This is a genomic window from Streptomyces lasalocidi (assembly GCF_005280215.1).
Taxonomy (GTDB): domain Bacteria; phylum Actinomycetota; class Actinomycetes; order Streptomycetales; family Streptomycetaceae; genus Streptomyces; species Streptomyces longwoodensis.
In genome coordinates, this window is sequence record NZ_SZNQ01000001.1 from 4,983,275 (window position 1) to 5,003,435 (window position 20,161).

Here is a 20,161-nt window from a genome sequence, read left to right on the forward strand (position 1 = left end):
CGATGGCCGCATGACGACGACACAGGCGACCACGGCGGCGACGGGGGACACGGCACGGCCCGCGGTCGCCTTCGACCAGGTGACGAAGCATTACGGCGACGTACGCGCCGTCGACGGACTGAGCCTCACCCTGCACCCCGGGGAGACCGTGGCGCTGCTCGGCCCGAACGGCGCCGGCAAGTCCACCACCCTCGACCTGCTCCTCGGACTGCGCCCCGCCGACACCGGCACGGTGCGCGTCTTCGGCACCAGCCCCCGCGAGGCGATCGTCGCCGGGCGGGTGGGCGCCATGCTGCAGAGCGGCGGGCTGATGGACGAGGTGACGGTCGGCGAACTGGTCCGGCTCGCCTGCGCCCTGCACCCGCGGCCCCACCCCGTGTCCGACGTCCTCGCCCGGGCCGGCGTCGCGCAGATCGCCGACCGCAAGGTCGACAAGCTCTCCGGCGGCCAGGCGCAGCGGGTCCGCTTCGCGCTCGCCACCGCGGGGGACAGCGACCTGATCGTCCTGGACGAGCCGACCACCGGCATGGACGTGACCACCCGCCAGGCGTTCTGGGCCACCATGCGCGAACAGGCCGAGCAGGGCCGCACTGTGCTGTTCGCGACCCACTACCTGGAGGAGGCCGACGCGGTCGCCGACCGGGTGCTGGTGCTGCACCGGGGCCGGCTGCTCGCCGACGGCACCGCCGCCGAGATCAAGGCCAAGGCGGGCGCGCGCCGCGTCTCCTTCGACCTCGAGGGCGCCGTCGACGAGGCCGCCCTGCGCGAACTGCCGTTCCTGACCTCCCTGACGGTGTCCCACGGCGGCCCCGCCGCGGGCCCCGGGCCCCACACGGTCCGCATCCAGTCCTCCGACGCGGACGCGACCGTCCACGCCGTCTACGGCCTCGGCCTCTACCCCCGCAACCTCGAGGTCGCCGGGCTCGGTCTGGAGCAGGCCTTCGTCGCCATCACCGCCGCCGAGGAGGCGAAGCAGAAGTGAACAGCCTGATCAAGCTGGAGCTGACCCGCGCCCTGCGCAACCGCAAGTTCCTGTTCTTCTCGGTGATCTACCCGTCCGTGCTGTTCCTGCTGATCGCGGGCAGCGCCGACGCCACGGAGAAGATCGACGGGACGGGCCTGACCCTCCCGACCTACATGATGGTCTCGATGGCCTCCTTCGGCGCCCTGACGGCCGTCCTGATGGGCAACAGCGAGCGCATCGCCAAGGAGCGCGAGAGCGGCTGGGTGCGGCAGCTGCGGCTGACCACCCTGCCGGGCCGCGGCTACGTCCTCGCGAAGACCGCGAGCGCGGCCGTGGTGAGCCTGCCGTCCATCGTGGTGGTGTTCGCGGTCGCCGCGACCGTCAAGGACGTACGGCTGGACGCCTGGCAGTGGCTCGCGCTCACCGGGTCGATCTGGGCGGGCAGCCTGGTCTTCGCCGCGCTCGGCGTGGCGCTCGGCTACCTCGCCAGCGGCGACGCGGTCCGCCCGATCACCATGATCACGTACTTCGGCCTGTCCATCCTGGGCGGCCTGTGGATGCCCACCACGACCTTCCCGGGCTGGCTCCAGGACATCACCAGGTGGGTGCCCACGCACGCATACGCTGCCCTGGGGCAGGCCATCGAACAGAGCCGGGCCCCGCACATGACGGACATCGCCCTCCTCGCCGCGTTCTTCGTGCTGTTCACGGGCGGCGCGGCCTGGCTGTACCGGAAGGACACGCTGAAGGCGTGAGCGGCATCGGCATCGGGCAGCGCCCGCAGAACCACAGGCAGCGCGTGATGAAGCTGCTGTGGACGGGCATCTGGCTCGCCTACCTCAGCGCACCCGTGAGCGACCTGCTGCACGGCGGTCACTCCGACCCGGTCCGCGTCCTCGGCGCACTGGGCCTGCTGGCCTTCGTGGCCTGGTACTTCGCGCTGGTCTTCCGCGCCGGGCGCGGGGAGACCAACACGGTGGTGCTGGCCTCGCTGGCCGTCCTCGCCGCCCAGTCCGCCCTGCTCAGCCTCACGCTGGGCCGGGAGTGGCTGGTGCTGTTCGTGTACGTCTCCGTGGCCTCCGGCGCCGCCCTGCCGATGCGGTACGCCCGCTGGACCGTCCCCGGCACCTCCCTGCTGCTGACCGGGCTCGCCCTGGTCGTGCCCGACGGCACGGAGTACCTGGCCGGGCTGCTGCTGCCGGCGCTGCTGGCCGGGTTCTCCATGACCGGCGTGCGCGAACTGATCCGGACCACCATCGAGTTGCGCGAGGCCCGCGCCACCGTCGCCCACCTCGCCGCCAACGAGGAGCGGCTGCGGCTGGCCCGGGACCTGCACGACCTGCTGGGCCACTCCCTGTCCCTGATCACGCTCAAGAGCGAGCTGGCGGGCCGGATGCTCCCCGACCACCCCGACAAGGCGGCCCAGCAGGTCGCCGACATCGAACAGGTCAGCCGGCAGGCCCTGGTGGACGTGCGCGAGGCCGTCACCGGCTACCGGCGCGCCCGCCTCGCCACCGAACTCGCCGGTGCGCAGGTCGCCCTGACCGCGGCCGGGGTCACCCCCGAACTCCCCGTCGAACCCGACCTCGACGGCGTCCCCGAGCACAGCGAGTCCGCCCTCGCCTGGGCGCTGCGCGAGGCGGTCACCAACGTCGTGCGGCACAGCGGGGCCCGCCGCTGCGTGGTCGGACTGGTCCGGCGCCAGACCCTGGACGGGCCGGTGCTGGAGCTGTCCGTCGAGGACGACGGCTCCGGCGGCTCGGGCACCGGTCCCGGGAACGGCCTCACGGGCCTCACCGAGCGCCTGGAGAAGGCGGGCGGCACCCTGGAGGCGGGCGGGGCCCGGAAGGGCTTCCGGGTCGTCGCCCGCGTCCCGGCGGGGAGCGCGGCGCGCGTAGGATCCGCCCCATGACGCGCACGATCAAGGTCCTGCTGGCGGAGGACCAGTCGATGGTCCGCGAGGCGCTCGCCGCGCTGCTCGGCCTGGAGGACGACATCGAGGTGGTCGCCCAGGTGGCCCGCGGTGACGAGGTCCTCGCGGCGGCGCGGGAGCACGACCTGGACGTGGCCCTGCTGGACATCGAGATGCCGGGCGCGACGGGCATCGAGGCGGCCGCGCAACTGCACCGCGAGTTCCCCGCGTTGAAACTGGTCGTGCTCACCACCTTCGGCCGCCCCGGCTACCTGCGCAGCGCGATGGAGTCCGGCGCCGACGCCTTCCTGGTCAAGGACGCCCCCGCCGCCGAACTCGCCCAGGCCGTGCGCAAGGTGCTGGCCGGCGAACGCGTCATCGACCCCACCCTGGCCGCGGCCGCCCTCGCCGAGGGCGCCAACCCGCTGACCGACCGCGAGCGCGAGGTGCTGCGCGCGGCGGCGGACGGCTCCACCAACGCCGAACTGGCCGCGTCCCTGCACCTGTCCCAGGGCACGGTCCGCAACTACCTGTCCACGGCGATCCAGAAGCTCGGGGCCCGCAACCGCGCCGAGGCGGTCCGCATAGCGCGGGAGAAGGGCTGGCTGTAGCCCGCCGGGCGAACGCGGGCGGGCCCGCGCGCCGCGGAGGCGCACGGCGCCGGCCGGCCGCGGACGGGCGCGCCGCTCAGTTCATCAGCGCCCGCGCCGCCAGCGCCTCCGTCCGCACCCGGTCCGCCAGACCCTCGTCCACCACCTCGACCAGCTGCGCGTACTCCTCCATCTCCTCGGCGCCCGTGACGAAGGCGCCCCGCTGCACCAGCAACTGCCCCCGCTCGTACCGCAGGCGGGCCGGGTGCGACGGCACCAGCAGCGCCAGCTCCACCGCCCACAGCGCCACGTCCGAGCGCTCGGGCCGGGCCGCCGCCCACGCCCGGATGTTGTTCAGCACCCGCAGCACCACCTCCAGCGGCGCGGCGGGCACCAGCATCGACGGCTCCAGCGGCGCCCCCGTCGCCCCGACCACCAGCACGTCCGCGTCCGCCCCGGACAGCACCCGGCCCCCGTCGAACGGGTCGGCCAGCACCTGCTCCTCCTGCGGCCCGAACCCCACGACGAAGTGGCCGGGCAGCGCGACCCCGTACACCGGGGCCCCGGCCCGCCGGGCGACCTCCAGCCACACCACCGACAGCAGGATCGGCAGGCCCCGCCGCCGCAGCAGCACCGAGTGCAGCAGCGACGACTCCAGCCGCTGGTAGTCCGCGGCGGAACCCCGGTACCCGTACCGCTCGCCGAGCAGGTCCCGCAGGGCCGCCGCCCAGGAGCGCGGACCGCCCGGCCGGAACGGCACCTCACCGGCCAGCCGGTCCAGCTCCAGCTGGGCCGCGTCCAGGCCGGCGTCGTCCAGCGTCCCGTCGGCCTGCGCGCCGATCAGCAGGCACAGCACGGACAGGTCGGGCCGTTCGGACCGCGCCTCGTCGGCGAACCGGCGCCGCAGCTCCGCGGCGCGCTCGGGCGACGGCGGCTCAGGGGAGTGCATGACCGGGCTCCCGGTAGTGGTGGTAGGCGTGGTGCGCGGCGAAGCCCGTCCGGTCGTACAGCGCCCGCGCCCCGGCGTTGTCCGTCTCGACCTGGAGCCAGGCCGCCGAGGCGCCCTCCTGGAGGGCCCGCCCGGCCAGCGCGGCCATCACCGCCGTGGCCAGACCGCGGCGCCGGTGCGCCGGGTCGACCTCGACCGCGGCGAACCCGGCCCACCGCCCGTCCACGACGCACCGCCCGATCGCGGCCGGCGCGGCGCCCCCGGCGCCCGGCACCGAGGCGAACCACACCGAGGGCCCACCGCCCAGTACCCGCAGCGCCACCTCGCTCACCCCCTTGCGCCCGTAGCGCGACAGCCAGGCCTCGTCGGCCGTCCGGGACAGCACGACACCCCCAGCGTCACCCGTGTCGGCCACCGGTGCCAGGGCCCCGACCCACAGCTCGGCCGTCACCTCGCGCACCCACCCGCGCCGCTCCAGTTCCGCGCACAGCAGCTCCTGGGTGCCCTCGGCGCCGGTCGCGGTCTGCACGTAGGCGGGCAGCCCGCGCGCGCCGTACCACCGCCGCACGGCGTCCAGCGCCCCGTCCAGCGGCAGCCCGGGATCGCCCAATGGCAGCACCGAGTTGGCCCGCCGGGTGAACCCGGAGGCGGCCCGCAGCTCCCAGTCCCCGAGCCGCTCGCGCTCCACCGGCGGCCAGGCGCGCGCGGAGACCCGCGCCAGCTCCTCGTAGGAGGCGGCGGGTCCCCGGCGACGCGCCGGGGCGGCCGGGACGACCTTCCCGGCGACCAGCGAACGTTCCGGGATGCGGACCCCCTCCCCGTCCCGGCGTGTGATCACCAGCACACCGTCGTTCCATGATGTGAGAACACCCACCGTGTCGGTGAATTTCGCGCCCTCGGCGCCCTCGTCGTTCAGCCGCCGAACGGAGACACGTTTGCCCACGTCAGCGGCGGTGATGCGGACTTCGAGGCGCCCGGCGGCCGAGATTTCCACAGGTCGGTCCACCCCTCCTGTTCGGATCATGCCCAGGAACGGAGATACTAGGGGCGGGCATCGACGACGCCGCGCTCCCGCGCGCCAGGCGGCGGAGCCTGTGGGAGGCCCGCCAGCGCCCTATCGAGGAGGAACGACAGCGTGACCTACGTCATCGCGCAGCCTTGTGTCGACGTGAAGGACAAGGCGTGCATCGAGGAGTGCCCGGTCGACTGCATCTACGAGGGCCAGCGGTCCTTGTACATCCACCCGGACGAATGCGTCGACTGCGGTGCCTGTGAGCCGGTCTGCCCGGTCGAGGCGATCTTCTACGAGGACGACGTGCCGGAGGAGTGGAAGGACTACTACAAGGCGAACGTCGAGTTCTTCGACGACCTCGGCTCCCCGGGCGGCGCCAGCAAGCTCGGCCTGATCGAGCGGGACCACCCGTTCGTCGCCGCGCTGCCGCCCCAGGCCGAGTAACACCGCGTCAGCGGTCCGCATCCGGCGCCGCCTCGGTCCCGTACGGCCTGATCCCCCGCGATCAGCCCGCCGCACGGGACCGAGGCGTTTGCCGTACCGGCGCCGTCCGGCGGCGCACCGGTGCCGTACCAGAAAGTGAGCCAGATCCCCGTGTCCGCAGTCTCCGACCGCCTTCCGACCTTCCCCTGGGACAAGCTCGAGCCCTACAAGAAGAAGGCCGCCGCGCACCACGACGGCATCGTCGACCTCTCCGTCGGCACGCCCGTCGACCCGGTCCCCGACCTGATCCAGAAGGCGCTCGTCGACGCCGCGGACTCCCCGGGCTACCCGACGGTCTGGGGCACCCCGGCGCTGCGCGACGCGATCACGGGCTGGGCGGAGCGCCGCCTGGGCGCCCGCGGCGTCACCCACCGGCACGTCCTGCCGATCGTGGGCTCCAAGGAACTGGTCGCCTGGCTCCCGACCCAGCTGGGCCTCGGCCCCGGCGACACGGTGGCCCACCCGCGGCTGGCCTACCCGACGTACGAGGTCGGCGCGCGCCTGGCCCGCGCCGAGTACGTCGCCTACGACGACCCGACGGAGCTCGACCCGGCCGGCCTGAAGCTGCTGTGGCTCAACTCCCCGTCCAACCCCACGGGCCGGGTGCTGGGCAAGGAGGAGCTGACCCGGACGGTGGCCTGGGCCCGGGAACACGGGGTGCTGGTGGTCTCCGACGAGTGCTACCTCGAGCTGGGCTGGGAGGCCGACCCGGTCTCCGTGCTGCACCCCGACGTCAACGGCGGCTCCCACGACGGCCTCGTGGCCGTCCACTCGCTCTCCAAGCGCTCGAACCTGGCCGGTTACCGGGCCGCGTTCCTGGTGGGCGACCCGGCCGTGCTCGGCCCGCTGCTGGAGATCCGCAAGCACGGCGGCATGATGACCTCGGCGCCCACCCAGGCGGCCGTCGTCGCGGCCCTGTCCGACGACACCCACGTGCACGAGCAGCGCGAGCGCTACGCCGCCCGCCGCACCGCCCTGCGCGAGGCGCTCCTCGCCCACGGCTTCCGCATCGAGCACAGCGAGGCCAGCCTGTACCTGTGGGCCACCCGGGACGAGTCCTGCTGGGCCACCGTCGACCACCTCGCGGACCTGGGCATCCTCGTGGCCCCGGGCGACTTCTACGGCCCGGCGGGCGAGCGGTTCGTCCGCGTGGCCCTGACGGCGACGGACGAGCGGGTCGGCGCCGCCACCGCCCGCCTGGTCGGACGGTAGGACGCGCGGCCCGGCGGCAGGACGCGCGACGGGGCCCGGGGGAGACGTCCCCCGGGCCCCGTCGTCATCGGCCGCGGCCGCCGCGGATCAGCCGAGCGGCAGGCCCTGCACCGGCAGCGTGCCCGCACCGGGCAGCCCGCCGTGGGTGAGGGCGTCGGTGGGCAGGCCGCCCTTGGTGGCGCCGGACGCGGTGTCGCCGAGGACCTCGCCCGCGGACCCGGCGGCCTCGCCGGCCGCCTTCTGCGCGGCCGGGGCCGCCTTCTTCACGGCCTTGCCGCCCGTCTTGCCGACGGCCGGCACCGCCTGCTTCACGGCCTTGCTGCCGGTGTCGCCGGCGAGCCCGGTGACGTTCTGCGCCGCTCCGTCCACCGTGTTGCCGGCGCTCGCCGCGTCCAGCGCGGTCAGCCCGCCCAGGTTCGGCGTCGCGGGCAGGTCCGGTGCCGCGCTGGCGGAACCGGCCGCACCGACCCCGGCGGCCGCTCCCGCAGCGACGAGCAGCGCGGCACGGGCGATCCGACGGGTCAGGGGGAGGGACATAATGCTCCTTCGACGGGAGAAAACGGTGAGTCGTGCGCCGTGACTACCGCTCGACTCCCCGCGAAGTTGCGGACGGGCGACGTAAAGAGTTGGCAATGCGTCGCATTATCGCCTGCGGATAAAAAGGGACAAAGGGCATCCGGTGTGAAAGTCCGCCGAACCCCCGCGGCCCTTTGCCCGCAAGGGATTCGGGGTTCGCGGGTGCCCGGCCGGGAAATACTCCGCGGGAGTGCCGGGAGAACGCCCGCCGGCACCCCGCCGGGGGACGGTCCGCACGCCTGCACGGGTCCCCGGGGCCCGCCCTAGGGGGTGTCTTGCCGATCACGCCGGGCTCGCGGCGTCTGGCGCCGCACCTCGCCGCGTTGTCGTCGGTTTCCCCCGCTCTCGGCTCCGCTCGAGCGGGAGGGGCCCCCACCGCTCCACATCGCCGCCCTCCTCCGCCTTGCGATGCACGGCGCCAGACGCCGCTCCCTGATCCGGCCTGATCGACAAGACACCCCCTAGGCGCCGGTGACGATCCGCACCGAGTCGGCGCCCGAACCCCGCGCCCCACCGGTCCCGCTCGCCTCGTTGCCCCCGGTCGTGCGCCACCGGCTGTCGGTGTTCCCGGCGACCCACTCCCGTCCGGCGTACGACACCCGTTCGATGTGCAGCGCCGAGGCGTTGGCCACCGCCCAGTGGGCCAGCTGCCAGCCCCGCTCCCGCATGCCGCGCCCGTCGCCGCCGGTCCCCGCGGTCACCGGAAGGGTCACCGTCCGCCCGCCGCCGTGCGCGCGGGGTCCGTCCGCCCGCGCCGAGGGCGCCGGGGACACGTCCCCGGCAGGGTCGACCTCGGCGCCCGCCTGCTGGACCACCGCGCGCCCGAAGTCCCGCACCAGCGCGGCCCGTACCGCGTCCGGACCGGTGGCCGTCGTCGCCCCCGGGCGGCCCGCGCAGGTCAGGCTGGCCGCCGACCGCCCGGTGAGCGCGGCGGCCAGCAGCATGGCGTCCGGCTCGTGCTTGGCGTACGCCTCCGGGAAGCCGCTGCGCTGTACGCGCTGCGCGGCGACGGTCAGGGGCAGCTCGGTGTAGTCCGGGACCTTCGCCAGGTGCGCGTAGAAGGCGTTCGCCGCGTACGCCGGGTCGGTGACCTGCCGCGCGGTGCCCCAGCCCTGTGAGGGCCGCTGCTGGAACAGGCCCAGCGAATCCCGGTCGCCGTGCGCGAGGTTGCGCAGGCCGGACTCCTGCAGGGCGGTGGCGAGCGCGATGGTCACGGCGCGCTCGGGCATGCCCCGGTCGGTGCCGACGGCGGAGATCGTGGCCGCGTTCACCGCCTGCTCCGGGGTGAACTCGTACGACGCGTTCCCGCTGTTCGAAACGACTCTGCACCCGGGGGCGCCGGTACCGGCGGTGACGTACTGCACCACGAGGTACCCCGCGACGGCGAGCAGGACGACCAGGCCCGCCCCGAACCGGAGGGGGCGGCCACGACGCTGGGAGGAGGGGGACGGCGCTGGCACGCGTACAAGGTACTGGAGAGTACGGAAACGGAGGAGTCCCCGGAGGCAGGTGGGACGGCACGGCGACCGCGCCGCGCGTTAGGGTCGGCGGCATGGCCGACACCCCGCTTGACCTCACGCTGGACGCCGCCGCCCTCACCGCGCGGCTCGTCGACTTCCCGTCGGAGAGCGGCACCGAGAAGCCGCTCGCGGACGCGATCGAGGCCGCCCTGCGCGCCCTGCCGCACCTCACGGTCGACCGGTACGGCAACAACGTGATCGCCCGCACCACGCTGGGCCGTGCGCAGCGGGTCATCCTCGCCGGCCACATCGACACCGTCCCCATCGCGGACAACGTCCCCTCGCGGCTCGACGAGGACGGCGTGCTGTGGGGCTGCGGCACCTGCGACATGAAGTCCGGCGTCGCCGTCCAGCTGCGCATCGCGGCCACCGTCCCCGCCCCCGACCGCGACCTGACCTTCGTCTTCTACGACAACGAGGAGGTCGCCGCCGAGCTGAACGGCCTGCGGCACGTCGCCGAGGCCCGTCCCGAGTGGCTGGCCGGCGACTTCGCGGTGCTCCTCGAACCCTCCGACGGCCAGGTGGAGGGCGGCTGCCAGGGCACCCTGCGGGTCAAGCTGCGCACCCAGGGCGAGCGCGCCCACTCCGCGCGCGGCTGGATGGGCTCCAACGCCGTCCACGCCGCCGCCCCGATCCTCGCCCGCCTCGCCTCCTACGAGCCGCGCCGGCCCGTCATCGACGGACTGGAGTACCGCGAGGGCCTCAACGCCGTCGGCATCTCCGGCGGCGTGGCCGGCAACGTCATCCCGGACGAGTGCGTCGTCACCGTCAACTTCCGCTACGCGCCCGACCGCAGCGAGGAGGAGGCCGTCCGGCACGTGCGCGAGGTCTTCGCCGACTGCGGCGTCGAGGAGTTCACCGTCGACGACCACAGCCCCGGCGCGCTGCCAGGCCTGTCCCACCCGGCCGCGGCCGCGTTCATCGAGGCCGTCGGCGGCACCCCGCAGCCCAAGTTCGGCTGGACGGACGTCTCCCGCTTCTCCGCGCTCGGCATTCCGGCGGTCAACTACGGCCCCGGCAACCCGCACCTGGCGCACAAGCGGGACGAACGCGTCGACACGGCCAAGATCCTCGCCGCGGAGGAGCGCCTGCGGCACTGGCTGACCGGGGTCCGGGCCCGACACGCCGAAGTCCCCCGCCCGTAACCCGGTGCGATCTACGCTGGGGCGGAACAGCCTTCCCCGTCCGTCGGCTTCGGCGCAGGGCGGGGAGACCCCGAAAGCGGAGGGAGCGGACATGCCTACCGGCAATCCCGAGGGGAAGAAGCAGCCGCCGGACGAGCAGCGCCTCGGACCGGTCCTCCGACGGCGGGGCCAGGTGACCGCCAGTACGACGGACCAGCGGCTGCTGGACGAGCGCGCCCCCACCGACTGGGTGCACACCGACCCCTGGCGCGTCCTGCGCATCCAGTCGGAGTTCATCGAGGGCTTCGGCACGCTCGCCGAACTCCCGCCCGCGATCAGTGTGTTCGGCTCCGCACGGACCCCGGCCGACTCACCGGAGTACGAGGCCGGCGTCCGCCTCGGCCGGGGGCTGGTCGAGGCCGGCTGGGCCGTGATCACCGGCGGCGGGCCCGGCGCCATGGAGGCCGCCAACAAGGGCGCCTCCGAGGCCGGCGGCACCTCCGTGGGCCTCGGCATCGAGCTCCCCTTCGAGCAGGGGCTCAACCCCTACGTCGACATCGGGCTCAACTTCCGCTACTTCTTCGTGCGCAAGATGATGTTCGTCAAGTACGCGCAGGGCTTCGTGGTCCTGCCCGGCGGACTCGGCACGCTCGACGAGCTCTTCGAGGCGCTGACCCTCGTCCAGACCCAGAAGGTCACCCGCTTCCCGATCGTGCTGTTCGGCAGCGCCTACTGGGGCGGGCTGGTGGACTGGCTGAAGAACACCCTGATCGCCCAGGGCAAGGCCTCGGACAAGGACCTGCTGCTCTTCCACCTCACGGACGACGTGGAAGAGGCGGTGGCCCTGGTCTCCAAGGAGGCGGGCCGCTAGGGGTCCGCCTCGCTCGTCCCCGCCGCGGCTCAGGCCAGGCCGCGGCGGGCCACGGCCGGTGCCCGGTGGCCCGCGATCGACGCCACCATGTCCAGCACCTGCCGGGTCTCGGCCACCTCGTGCACCCGGTACACCTGGGCGCCCAGCCACGCCGACACCGCCGTGGTCGCCAGCGTCCCGATCACCCGCTCCTTCACCGGCCGGTCCAGCGTCTCCCCGACGAAGTCCTTGTTCGACAGCGACACCAGCACCGGCCAGCCGGTCTCCACCATCTCGCCGAGCCGGCGCGTCGCCTCCAGGCTGTGCCGGGTGTTCTTCCCGAAGTCGTGCCCGGGGTCGATCAGCACGGACTCCCGCGGCACCCCGAGGGCCACCGCCCGCTCGGCCAGCTCCACGGTCACCCGCAGGACGTCGGCCATGACGTCGTCGTACGTCACCCGGTGCGGCCGGGTCCGCGGCTCGGCGCCCCCCGCGTGCGTGCACACCAGCCCCACGCCGTGGCGCGCGGCGACCTCGGCGAGGCCCGGGTCCACCCCGCCCCACGCGTCGTTCAGCAGGTCCGCCCCGGCCTCGCAGACCGCCTCCCCGACCGACGCCCGCCAGGTGTCCACGCTGATCACCACGTCCGGGAACCTGCGCCGCACCTCCGCCACGAAGCCGACGGTGCGCCGCGCCTCCTCCTCGGCGGAGACCTCCTCGCCCGGCCCGGCCTTCACCCCGCCGATGTCGATGATCGCCGCGCCCTCCGCCACGGCCTGCTCCACGCGCGCGAGGGCCGGCTCGTCGTGGAACGTGGCACCCCGGTCGTAGAAGGAGTCCGGCGTCCGGTTCACGATGGCCATGACGACCGGCTCGTGGGTGCCGAATTCCCGCCTGCCCAGCCTGAGCATCCGCTGTGACCTCTCCCGGTACGTGCCTGACTTCCGCCGCCTGCGACCCTAACCGTCACACCCGCATGGCACGATCGGACCCTCAAGACTTCCGTCTTCGGACACATCGTTCGAGCAACCGAGCGTGGGGACGCACCGATGGTTATGTTCTTCTTCCTGGTCGTCGCGCTCGCCGTCGTGGTCGCCGCGGTCACCCTCGCCGTGGTGGGCGGCGGCGAGGGCAGCGGCCCGCTGCCGGAGAGCGCGCCGCAGCGGCTGCACGACCCGCTGCCCCCCGACCGCCCGGTCACCCGTGCGGACGTCGACGCCCTGCGCTTCCCGCTCGCCGCCCGCGGCTACCGCATGGCGGACGTCGACGACGCCCTCAACCGCCTCGCCGCGGAACTCGCCGAGCGGGACGCCCGGATCGCCGACCTGGAGTCCGCCCTCGCGGGCGCGCAGGCCCCGGCGGCCCACGCCGCACCCGTCGTGTCCACCGAGAAGACCGCCCCGCAGGAGGACCGGTGAGCGAGGGAGCCGCCCTGACCGGCCCGGACGGCGCGGCCCGCTGCCCGTGGGCGCTGTCCGCGCCCGACTACGTGACGTACCACGACGAGGAGTGGGGCCGCCCGGTCCACGGCGACGACGCCCTGTTCGAGCGGGTCAGCCTGGAGGCGTTCCAGTCCGGCCTGTCCTGGATCACGATCCTGCGCCGCCGCGCCGGGTTCCGCGCCGCCTTCGCCGACTTCAAGATCGAGGCGGTGGCCGGCTTCACCGACGAGGACCGCGCGCGGCTCCTCGCCGACCCGGGCATCATCCGCAACGGCGCCAAGATCGACGCCACGCTCGCCAACGCGCGCGTGCTCGCCGACTGGGCGCCGGGCGAGCTCGACGAGCTGATCTGGTCCCACGCGCCCGACCCCGCGGGCCGCCCGGCCCCGAAGACCCTGGCGGACGTCCCCGCGATCACCCCGGAGTCCACGGCCCTGTCCAAGGCCCTGAAGAAGCGCGGCCTGCGCTTCGTCGGCCCCACCACGGCCTACGCCCTGATGCAGGCCTGCGGCCTGGTGGACGACCACCTGGAGACCTGCGTGGCCCGCGGGCGCCGCTAGCGACGCCCGCGGGGAGGGCCTACCGGCCCAGGTACTTCGGCTTCTCCTTGTTCACGAAGGCCTGGACGGCGATCGCGTGGTCCTCGGACCGCCCGGCCCGCGTCTGCAGCTCGTCCTCCTTCTCCAGCGTCTCGGAGAGGGAGTGCGACAGGCCGAAGCGCACCGACTCCTTCAGCGCCGCGTACGCCACCGTCGGCCCCTCGGCCAGCTTCCGTGCGACCTTCTCGGCCTCCGCGCGCAGCTCCGCGGCCGGCACCAGCCGGTTGGCGATGCCCAGCTCGTACGCCTCCTGCGCCGTGATCGAGCGCGGGAACAGCAGCAGGTCGGTCGCGCGCGAGGGACCCACCACCCGGGGCAGGGTCCAGGAGACGCCCGAGTCGGCGGTCAGGGCCACCCCCGCGAACGAGGTGGTGAAGGCCGCCGTGTCCGCGACCACCCGGTAGTCCGCGGCGAGCGCGAAGCCGAACCCGGCCCCGGCGGCCACGCCGTTCACCGCCGCGACCACGGGCTTGGCCATCTCGGTCAGGGCCCGCACGATCGGGTTGTAGTGCTCGCGCACCGTGCTCATCGTCTGCCCCGACCCGGACTCCCGGTCGGCCGCCAGCAGCCCGATGTGCTCCTTGAGGTCCTGGCCCACGCAGAACGCCCGGTCCCCGGCCGCGGTCAGCAGCACGGCCCGTACGGAGCTGTCCTCCGCGGCGGAGCGCAGCGCGTCCCGCAGGGCCACCTTGGCCGCGACGTTCAGCGCGTTCATCGCCTCGGGGCGGTTCAGGGTGATCGTCGCGAGTCCGTCGCTCACCTCGTGGAGCACGGTGTCGGCCATGGGAGTCCCTCCGTGTGGCGGCACTGACGTACCGCTCAGTACGTCGTCGTCTGAAGGACAGCATGACGGAGTTCCCGGCCCGGGGACCGGAGCGTGCGTGTGAGCTGCGTCAAAGGAGGGGTGACGGGAGGACTGGACGAACGGCACCCGTTCTCGAACGGCGTATCCCGGCGCCGGGTGCGCAGTATCGCAGTCACATCGCCGAATTGGGTGGTTTTGCTCGCGCGCGTTGCCCAAGCGATGCCGACCGATGTTGGTCATCGGGTCCTGAGATGCGGGATAATGGCTGGGAAGCAATGTGTTCGATGCCGGTGTCGCGGGTCCCGCTGGACTGCGCGTGCCCCCCTTCAGGGGCCGTCGGCTTTGACGATGAGCTGGTTTCAGGAAGGGGAACGAGCATGGCGGCCATGAAGCCGCGGACGGGCGACGGCCCGCTCGAGGTGACCAAGGAGGGGCGGGGCATCGTCATGCGCGTTCCGCTCGAAGGCGGCGGTCGGCTCGTCGTCGAGCTGACGCCGGACGAGGCCGACGCCCTCGGCGACGCCCTCAAGAAGGTCGTCGGCTGACGCGCGAGCGACGCGACCATACGCCTTCAACCCTTTCGACCCTCATCCGCCCCGGCAGCCAGTGTGCTGCCGGGGCGGTTGTGTTTTCCGGGGGAGGGCTCAGCGCTTGACCGCGCACAGCAGCCCGTCGCCGACCGGCAGCAGCGACGGCACCAGCTCCTGGCTCTCGCGCACCGTGCGCAGCAGCTCCCGGATGCGTATGACCTCGGTGGGCTGCGGCCCCGAGTCCACCGTGCGCCCGTTGGCGAACACGCCCTCGAACACCACGAGGCCGCCCGGCCGCAGCAGGCGCAACGATTCAGCGAGGTAGTCCAGGAGCTCCAGCCGGTCGCCGTCGCAGAAGACGAGGTCGTAGCCGGCGTCGGCGAGACGGGGCAGCACGTCCAGGGCGCGGCCCGGGATGAAGCGGGACCGGTTGCTGGCGAAGCCCGAGGCGCGGAACGCCTGCCGGGCGAACTGCTGGTGCTCCGGCTCGGGGTCCACGGTCGTCAGCACGCCGTCCGGGCGCATCCCGTGCAGCAGGTGGATGCCGGAGACCCCGGTGCCCGTACCGATCTCCGCGACGGCCTTGGCGTCCACGGAGGCGGCGAGCAGACGCAGCGCGGCGCCCGTGCTGGGCGTCACCGAGCGCAGCCCTGCCTCACGGGCCCGGTCGCGGGCCCAGCGCAGCGCGTCGTCCTCGGCGACATAGGCGTCGGCGAACGCCCAGCTCGTCTGCCGGTTGCCGGTAATGACCCTCTCCTGTCCCCGCGGTTGCCTCGGCGTGACTGTATCCGTTGGCGTCGGGAACCCGCAGATGGGACCGGGCGTTTGAAGGGGTGGGAACGACCGCGGGGGGACACAGTTGGATCACGACGAGGAGCGGGCCGGCGAGCAACTGCTGACGCAGCCGCATGAGCCGTGTCAGCCCAGATCAAATTCTCGTAAAACCGCTTATCCGGTCCTAACGGGCGAGGTGGCTATGGTAGGGGCTCCGCTGGACACCACCAGAGCTGACAGGGGAGGTGCGGCCACGCCTGTGGATCGCGGGGGAGCGTTGAGGCGCCTCCTCGGATCGGCGGGCAGGCCGAGATCCGTGACCGACACCGCTGCTGACCCGAGCCACGCCGCCGGCCCCGCCGGCCCTGCCTCCGGCAGGATCCCGACCGCGACCTTCGCCACCGACGCGGACGGGCAGGCCTGGACTCCGCCCACCTGGGAGGAGATCGTCAGCACGCACAGCGCCCGTGTCTACCGCCTCGCCTACCGGCTGACGGGCAACCAGCACGACGCCGAGGACCTCACGCAGGAGGTCTTCGTCCGGGTCTTCCGCTCCCTGTCGACCTACTCGCCCGGCACCTTCGAGGGCTGGCTGCACCGGATCACCACCAACCTCTTCCTGGACATGGTCCGCCGCAAGCAGCGCATCCGCTTCGACGCCCTGGGCGAGGACGCCGCCGAGCGGCTCGCCAGCAAGGAGCCGACCCCGCAGCAGGTCTTCAACGACGCGCACTTCGACGCCGACGTCCAGCAGGCCCTCGACACCCTCGCGCCCGAGTTCCGCGCGGCCGTCGTCCTGTGCGACATCGAGGGCCTGTCCTACGAGGAGATCGCGGCGACCCTCGGCGTCAAGCTCGGCACGGTCCGCTCGCGGATCCACCGCGGGCGCTCCCAGCTGCGCAAGGCCCTCGCGCACCGCTCGCCCGAGGCCCGCGCCGGGCGCCGCTCCTTCGTGCCCCGCGTGCCCGCTCTGAGGGGAGGGGGCGCGCCCGCGTGAGTGGAACACGGCCCGACCCTGCCGAGGGACACCTCGCAGAGCAGCACCTGGGAGACCGACTCTCCGCCCTGGTGGACGGCGAGCTCGGTCATGACGCGCGCGAGCGCGTACTGGCGCACGTGGCCACCTGCCCGAAGTGCAAGGCGGAGGTGGACGCGCAGCGCCGTCTGAAGGACGTCTTCGCGGCCGTCGCCCCGCCGGCGCCCTCCGAGAGCTTCCTGGCCCGCCTCCAGGGCCTCCCCGCGGGCAGTGACCCGGACGGCGACGGCACGCCGTTCGGCGGGGGAGGGATCGGCGCCCGCCTCCCCGGCGCCGGCTCCTCCCCGGCCCTCGGGGTGTTCGGGGTGAGACGGGGCGAACCCTTCGACCTCGCCTACGCCCCGGCGCGCGACCAGGGCTCCGTGCTGGGCCCCGACCCCGGCGAGCGCGGCTTCCGCATCCACCCCGTGGGCCGCGGCGAGACCGAGCGCTCCCGGGGGATGCGCATCGCCTTCGTGGCCGCCGGAGCGGTCTCGCTGGCCGCGATCGCCCTGGGCGGCATGACCGGCGGCAGCCCCTTCGACACGACCGCGGACAGCCGCGGCGGCCCCGGCGCCGGCAGCAACGTCACACCGGCCCGCACCACCGCGTCCGGCACGGCCACGGCCCCCGAGGGCCAGCGCCGCCGCGGCCCCGGCCCGCTGTTCGCGCAGACCGGGCAGGGCCTGCTCGGCGACACCCCGGTCGCCCCGACCGAGGTGTCCGCGCCACTGCTCCCCGGTGTGCCGGCCCCGTCGACCCCCCGGCAGCGGTTCACCACGCCCGTGGTGGCCGGCGCGGCGGCCATGTCCCCGCTGATACGCCCGCTGGGCGTGGCCGCACCCGTCACGCTCGCGTCCTGGACGCCCGCCCCGCAGCCGGCGTCGTCCGACCTGTTCGCCGCGACCGTCGGCCCCGACGTGCCGTCCCCGGCGCCCTCGGTGCCCTCGGCGCCCTCCTCGTCGTTCGCGGGCTCCGCGCCCCCCGGTGCGGCGCCGCCCGCCTCCGCGCGGACCGCGCGCTGACCCCGCGGACCTGATGTAATCCACGGTGGACCGCGCCCACGCCGTTCCGGCCGGGCGCGGAGTCGGCTGTCGACTAGCCGCGGCCACCGCCCCGAGGAGCGCCGCCGCGGCCGGCTGCGGGGAGAGCATGGACGAGGGCGAGCGGCGCAACGGACCCGAGCAGGGGGAGAGCGGCGAGCCGGTGGGCGGCGAGCGGGCGGGGGGCACGGGGATCCGCGACGCCCGCGCGGGTGATGACGAGGGCGGGGACGCGGGGGACTTCGAACTGGCGCGGCCCGAGGAGGGCGGCGGGAGCGCCGCCGGCGCGGACGAGGACTTCGCGCTTCCCGAGCCGCAGCCCCGGGCACAGGCTCGGCCGCAGCGCCCGTCCGGCCCGCAGCCCGACCCCGCGCGGCCCAAGCCCCTCCACGACCCCGACGCCTACAGCACCCCGCCCTACGGCCGGCCGGGGCCCTGGGCGCCCGCACCGCCGGTCCAGCACCCGGCGGGCGCCGCCGTGGCCGCGGACGCGGGAGACACCGCCGTAGCGGCCCCGGGGCCCACCTTTCCGGCCGAGGCTCCCGCGGTGCCTGGGCCCGCCTCCGCGTCCGAGCCCTTCGCGGCACCGGCCTCCGGGTCCGAGTGCCTCGTGGCACCGGCCTCCGCGTCCGAGCCTCCCGTGGCGCCGGCCTCCGGGTCCGAGCCCCTCGCTGCGCCCAGCCCCACCTCCCCGTCCGGGTCACCCGCAGCCCCCGGCCCCGCCTCCCCGTCCGACCCTCCCGCACCCCCCGTCGACCCCTGGCACCGCTACGACCCCTGGGCCAAGGCTGCCGCTGGGCCCCTCCAGCAGGCCGGGGCCGGAGTGGTCAGTGACGTGCAGCGGCGCAGGCGGGTGCGGCGGGGGCTGGTCGGCGGGGCGCTGCTGCTCGCACTGGTCTCCGGGCTCGCCGGGGGTGTCGTCGGGGCGCAGCTGGAGCGCAACGGCGGTATCGGCGCGGTCGAGCTGCCGCAGCCCAGCGCCGCGCCCAGCGGACGCGCCCCCGACAGCGTCGCGGGGATCGCCGCGCGGGCCCTGCCCAGCGTGGTGACCCTGCACGTCACCGGCAGCGCGGAGTCCGGCACCGGCACCGGCTTCGTGCTCGACACGCAGGGCCACATCCTCACCAACAACCACGTCGTCCAGCCCGCCGGCGGCGACGGCGCCATAACGGTGGTCTTCAACGGCGGCCAGACCGCCACGGCCAAGGTCGTCGGCCGGGACAGCGGCTACGACCTCGCCGTCGTCCGGGTCACCGGGGTCAAGGGCCTCACCCCCCTGCCGCTGGGCAACTCCGACGAGGTCCGGGTCGGCGACCCCGTCGTCGCCATCGGCGCCCCCTTCGACCTGGAGGGCACGGTCACCTCGGGCATCATCAGCGCCAAGGAGCGGCCCATCACCGCCGGCGGCGACGGCGCCGACGCGAGCGACGTGTCGTACGTGGACGCCCTGCAGACCGACGCGCCCATCAACCCCGGCAACTCCGGCGGCCCCCTGCTGGACCGCCGGGGCCGGGTCATCGGCATCAACTCCGCCATCCGGTCGGCCGGGGCCGGCACCGGCACGGACACGGGCCAGGCGGGGTCCATCGGGCTGGGTTTCGCCATCCCCGTGAACCAGGGCAAGCGCGTCGCCGAGGAGCTGATCAACACCGGTCGCGCGACCCACCCGGTCATCGGGATCACCCTCGACATGGGCTGGTCCGGCGACGGCGCCCGCGTCGGCACCGCCGCCGACGGCGACGCCTCCCCGGTCACCCCGGGCGGCCCCGGTGCCCGGGCCGGTCTGCGCGCCGGTGACGTCATCACCGAGGTCGACGGGCAGCGCGTCCACTCGGGTGAGGAACTGATCGTCAGGACCCGCGCCCACCGCCCCGGCGACCGCCTGGAGCTCACCGTCGAACGCGACGGCGCGCAGCGGACCCTCTCGCTGGTCCTGGGCTCCTCGAAGTGACAGCAATCCCACAGGCCGGTGGTCGGAACACGGCCCCCGGGGCAAACAACGCGGAAAACCGTCGGGACCGGCGCACGCGGAGCCCACGGGGCGGTACCGGTCGGACAGGTGCGACAGGTACCGTGGACCCGGCCCGGACCCACGGACGACCCGCAGCACACCCCGAGGGCCGAGGACCGCGGACTTCGCAAGGAGCTTCAGGTGTTCAATGACATAGGACCGCTCGAGCTGGTGACGATCGTCGTCCTGGCCGTGCTCGTCTTCGGTCCGGACAAGCTCCCCAAGGTCATCCAGGACGTGATGCGCACGATCCGGAAGATCCGTGAGTTCTCCGAGAGCGCCAAGCACGACATCCGGCAGGAACTCGGGCCGGAGTTCAAGGACTTCGAGTTCGAGGACCTCAACCCCAAGACGTTCCTGCGCAAGCAGCTGGAGAACGACGAGCTGGGGCTGAAGGAGATCCGCAACGGCTTCGACCTGAAGAAGGAGATGGCCGAGGTCACGGACGCCGTGCACAGCCGGGACTCAGACCCCGGCGCCGCCGGCACCCCCGGCCCCGCAGGCGGCCGCATCGACATGTCGAAGAAGCCCGAGGACCCGGGCCGCGACGAGCGTCCGGCGTTCGACCCCGACGCCACCTGACGCCGCCCGGCACCACCGGCCGCGCCGCCCGCACCCGCGCGCTTCCCTCGTACGCCCCCTCCCGGACGCCGGGTCAGGGGGCGTACGTGACGCGTTTCATACCCCCGGGACCCCTCGCACGGCCCGCAGCGGGCATCCGGAAGGCCCACGCGCCGGGCGCTTTCCCGG

General features: G+C 74.3%; 22 protein-coding genes. 15 read left to right on the forward strand and 7 right to left on the reverse strand.

The window, feature by feature from the left end; translation table 11 throughout:
• The first annotated feature begins 10 nt into the window (after window positions 1-10).
• The 4 genes from E4U91_RS22575 to E4U91_RS22590 are packed head-to-tail and all read left to right on the forward strand — an operon-like array spanning window position 11 to window position 3,487.
• Window positions 11-982 carry an ABC transporter ATP-binding protein gene (locus E4U91_RS22575; RefSeq protein ID WP_137308520.1) on the forward strand — a complete coding sequence of 324 codons (972 nt, stop codon included), beginning with the start codon at window positions 11-13 and terminating at the stop codon, window positions 980-982.
• Window positions 979-1,719, forward strand: a complete 741-nt coding sequence (locus E4U91_RS22580) for an ABC transporter permease (RefSeq protein WP_137308521.1) — start codon at window positions 979-981, stop codon at window positions 1,717-1,719. Before E4U91_RS22575 ends, E4U91_RS22580 begins: the two co-directional genes overlap by 4 nt.
• Window positions 1,716-2,876: a sensor histidine kinase gene (locus E4U91_RS22585; RefSeq protein ID WP_137308522.1), complete on the forward strand. Its 1,161-nt coding sequence runs from the start codon at window positions 1,716-1,718 to the stop codon at window positions 2,874-2,876. The genes E4U91_RS22580 and E4U91_RS22585 overlap by 4 nt, the downstream gene beginning before the upstream one ends.
• Window positions 2,873-3,487 (forward strand): response regulator transcription factor, encoded by a 615-nt coding sequence (locus E4U91_RS22590; RefSeq protein WP_137308523.1) that lies wholly within the window; start codon window positions 2,873-2,875, stop codon window positions 3,485-3,487. The genes E4U91_RS22585 and E4U91_RS22590 overlap by 4 nt, the downstream gene beginning before the upstream one ends.
• A 76-nt stretch (window positions 3,488-3,563) precedes the next feature.
• On the opposite strand, the gene E4U91_RS22595 is transcribed toward E4U91_RS22590, so the two are convergent.
• The gene (locus E4U91_RS22595) at window positions 3,564-4,415 is read right to left on the reverse strand and encodes a transglutaminase-like and tetratricopeptide repeat-containing protein (protein ID WP_137308524.1); all 852 of its coding nucleotides are present in this window, start codon (window positions 4,413-4,415) and stop codon (window positions 3,564-3,566) included.
• On the reverse strand, window positions 4,402-5,409 hold the full coding sequence (locus E4U91_RS22600) for a GNAT family N-acetyltransferase (RefSeq protein ID WP_137308525.1): 1,008 nt from the start codon (window positions 5,407-5,409) through the stop codon (window positions 4,402-4,404). Before E4U91_RS22600 ends, E4U91_RS22595 begins: the two co-directional genes overlap by 14 nt.
• A gap of 141 nt (window positions 5,410-5,550) precedes the next feature.
• Here E4U91_RS22600 and fdxA point away from each other — a divergent pair, with 141 nt between their 5' ends.
• Window positions 5,551-5,871 (forward strand): ferredoxin, encoded by a 321-nt coding sequence (fdxA, locus tag E4U91_RS22605; RefSeq protein ID WP_067236684.1) that lies wholly within the window; start codon window positions 5,551-5,553, stop codon window positions 5,869-5,871.
• Window positions 5,872-6,021: 150 nt separating this feature from the next.
• Window positions 6,022-7,122 (forward strand): bifunctional succinyldiaminopimelate transaminase/glutamate-prephenate aminotransferase, encoded by a 1,101-nt coding sequence (locus E4U91_RS22610; RefSeq protein WP_137308526.1) that lies wholly within the window; start codon window positions 6,022-6,024, stop codon window positions 7,120-7,122.
• Window positions 7,123-7,209: 87 nt separating this feature from the next.
• Here E4U91_RS22610 and E4U91_RS22615 read toward each other — a convergent pair whose 3' ends face one another.
• Window positions 7,210-7,659 (reverse strand): ATP-binding protein, encoded by a 450-nt coding sequence (locus tag E4U91_RS22615; protein WP_137301968.1) that lies wholly within the window; start codon window positions 7,657-7,659, stop codon window positions 7,210-7,212.
• A 500-nt stretch (window positions 7,660-8,159) separates the two neighbouring features.
• Window positions 8,160-9,158, reverse strand: a complete 999-nt coding sequence (locus E4U91_RS22620; protein ID WP_137308527.1) for a VldE C-terminal domain-containing protein — start codon at window positions 9,156-9,158, stop codon at window positions 8,160-8,162.
• Between the two features lie 92 nt (window positions 9,159-9,250).
• On the opposite strand from E4U91_RS22620, the gene dapE reads away from it, so the two are divergent.
• Together dapE and E4U91_RS22630 are read left to right on the forward strand one after the other, a co-directional pair.
• Window positions 9,251-10,363 carry a succinyl-diaminopimelate desuccinylase gene (gene dapE, locus E4U91_RS22625; protein ID WP_137308528.1) on the forward strand — a complete coding sequence of 371 codons (1,113 nt, stop codon included), beginning with the start codon at window positions 9,251-9,253 and terminating at the stop codon, window positions 10,361-10,363.
• A gap of 91 nt (window positions 10,364-10,454) precedes the next feature.
• A complete protein-coding gene (locus E4U91_RS22630) occupies window positions 10,455-11,213 on the forward strand; it encodes an LOG family protein (RefSeq protein WP_137308529.1) in 759 nt (252 codons plus the stop codon).
• 29 nt (window positions 11,214-11,242) lie between these two features.
• Here the strand turns inward: E4U91_RS22630 and folP are convergent, their stop codons facing one another.
• Window positions 11,243-12,103, reverse strand: a complete 861-nt coding sequence (gene folP / locus E4U91_RS22635) for a dihydropteroate synthase (protein WP_137308530.1) — start codon at window positions 12,101-12,103, stop codon at window positions 11,243-11,245.
• A 144-nt stretch (window positions 12,104-12,247) separates the two neighbouring features.
• Between folP and E4U91_RS22640 the strand changes: the two genes are divergently transcribed.
• Window positions 12,248-12,610: a DivIVA domain-containing protein gene (locus E4U91_RS22640; RefSeq protein ID WP_174867943.1), complete on the forward strand. Its 363-nt coding sequence runs from the start codon at window positions 12,248-12,250 to the stop codon at window positions 12,608-12,610.
• Window positions 12,607-13,194 (forward strand): DNA-3-methyladenine glycosylase I, encoded by a 588-nt coding sequence (locus E4U91_RS22645; protein WP_137308532.1) that lies wholly within the window; start codon window positions 12,607-12,609, stop codon window positions 13,192-13,194. The genes E4U91_RS22640 and E4U91_RS22645 overlap by 4 nt, the downstream gene beginning before the upstream one ends.
• Window positions 13,195-13,213: 19 nt before the next feature.
• Here the strand turns inward: E4U91_RS22645 and chcB are convergent, their stop codons facing one another.
• Window positions 13,214-14,017 carry a 2-cyclohexenylcarbonyl CoA isomerase gene (gene chcB / locus E4U91_RS22650; protein WP_137308533.1) on the reverse strand — a complete coding sequence of 268 codons (804 nt, stop codon included), beginning with the start codon at window positions 14,015-14,017 and terminating at the stop codon, window positions 13,214-13,216.
• A gap of 398 nt (window positions 14,018-14,415) precedes the next feature.
• On the opposite strand from chcB, the gene E4U91_RS38450 reads away from it, so the two are divergent.
• Window positions 14,416-14,583 carry a DUF3117 domain-containing protein gene (locus E4U91_RS38450; RefSeq protein WP_003966491.1) on the forward strand — a complete coding sequence of 56 codons (168 nt, stop codon included), beginning with the start codon at window positions 14,416-14,418 and terminating at the stop codon, window positions 14,581-14,583.
• A 99-nt stretch (window positions 14,584-14,682) separates the two neighbouring features.
• On the opposite strand, the gene E4U91_RS22660 is transcribed toward E4U91_RS38450, so the two are convergent.
• Window positions 14,683-15,381, reverse strand: a complete 699-nt coding sequence (locus tag E4U91_RS22660; RefSeq protein WP_137308535.1) for an O-methyltransferase — start codon at window positions 15,379-15,381, stop codon at window positions 14,683-14,685.
• Between the two features lie 163 nt (window positions 15,382-15,544).
• On the opposite strand from E4U91_RS22660, the gene sigE reads away from it, so the two are divergent.
• The 4 genes from sigE to E4U91_RS22680 all read left to right on the forward strand — a co-directional run bounded on the left by sigE (window position 15,545) and on the right by E4U91_RS22680 (window position 19,993).
• Window positions 15,545-16,339, forward strand: coding sequence for an RNA polymerase sigma factor SigE (gene sigE, locus E4U91_RS22665; RefSeq protein ID WP_174867848.1), 795 nt, complete (start codon window positions 15,545-15,547; stop codon window positions 16,337-16,339).
• Window positions 16,336-17,382, forward strand: a complete 1,047-nt coding sequence (locus E4U91_RS22670; RefSeq protein ID WP_137308537.1) for an anti-sigma factor family protein — start codon at window positions 16,336-16,338, stop codon at window positions 17,380-17,382. The genes sigE and E4U91_RS22670 overlap by 4 nt, the downstream gene beginning before the upstream one ends.
• A 127-nt stretch (window positions 17,383-17,509) precedes the next feature.
• Entirely contained in the window at window positions 17,510-19,351 is a 1,842-nt protein-coding gene (locus E4U91_RS22675; RefSeq protein WP_174867849.1) for a S1C family serine protease, read from the forward strand.
• Between the two features lie 201 nt (window positions 19,352-19,552).
• Complete coding sequence (locus E4U91_RS22680; protein WP_137308538.1) at window positions 19,553-19,993, forward strand: sec-independent translocase; 441 nt, start codon at window positions 19,553-19,555, stop codon at window positions 19,991-19,993.
• Window positions 19,994-20,161: the final 168 nt, after the last annotated feature.

Coding starts and splice junctions, on each gene's coding strand:
- E4U91_RS22575 (WP_137308520.1), top strand. CDS start 11: ATGACGACGACACAGGCGACCACGGCGGCGACGGGGGACACGGCACGG.
- E4U91_RS22590 (WP_137308523.1), top strand. CDS start 2,873: ATGACGCGCACGATCAAGGTCCTGCTGGCGGAGGACCAGTCGATGGTC.
- E4U91_RS22595 (WP_137308524.1), bottom strand. CDS start 4,415: ATGCACTCCCCTGAGCCGCCGTCGCCCGAGCGCGCCGCGGAGCTGCGG.
- E4U91_RS22615 (WP_137301968.1), bottom strand. CDS start 7,659: ATGTCCCTCCCCCTGACCCGTCGGATCGCCCGTGCCGCGCTGCTCGTC.
- dapE (WP_137308528.1), top strand. CDS start 9,251: ATGGCCGACACCCCGCTTGACCTCACGCTGGACGCCGCCGCCCTCACC.
- E4U91_RS22630 (WP_137308529.1), top strand. CDS start 10,455: ATGCCTACCGGCAATCCCGAGGGGAAGAAGCAGCCGCCGGACGAGCAG.
- folP (WP_137308530.1), bottom strand. CDS start 12,103: ATGCTCAGGCTGGGCAGGCGGGAATTCGGCACCCACGAGCCGGTCGTC.
- E4U91_RS22640 (WP_174867943.1), top strand. CDS start 12,248: ATGTTCTTCTTCCTGGTCGTCGCGCTCGCCGTCGTGGTCGCCGCGGTC.
- chcB (WP_137308533.1), bottom strand. CDS start 14,017: ATGGCCGACACCGTGCTCCACGAGGTGAGCGACGGACTCGCGACGATC.
- E4U91_RS38450 (WP_003966491.1), top strand. CDS start 14,416: ATGGCGGCCATGAAGCCGCGGACGGGCGACGGCCCGCTCGAGGTGACC.
- sigE (WP_174867848.1), top strand. CDS start 15,545: ATGGTAGGGGCTCCGCTGGACACCACCAGAGCTGACAGGGGAGGTGCG.
- E4U91_RS22675 (WP_174867849.1), top strand. CDS start 17,510: ATGGACGAGGGCGAGCGGCGCAACGGACCCGAGCAGGGGGAGAGCGGC.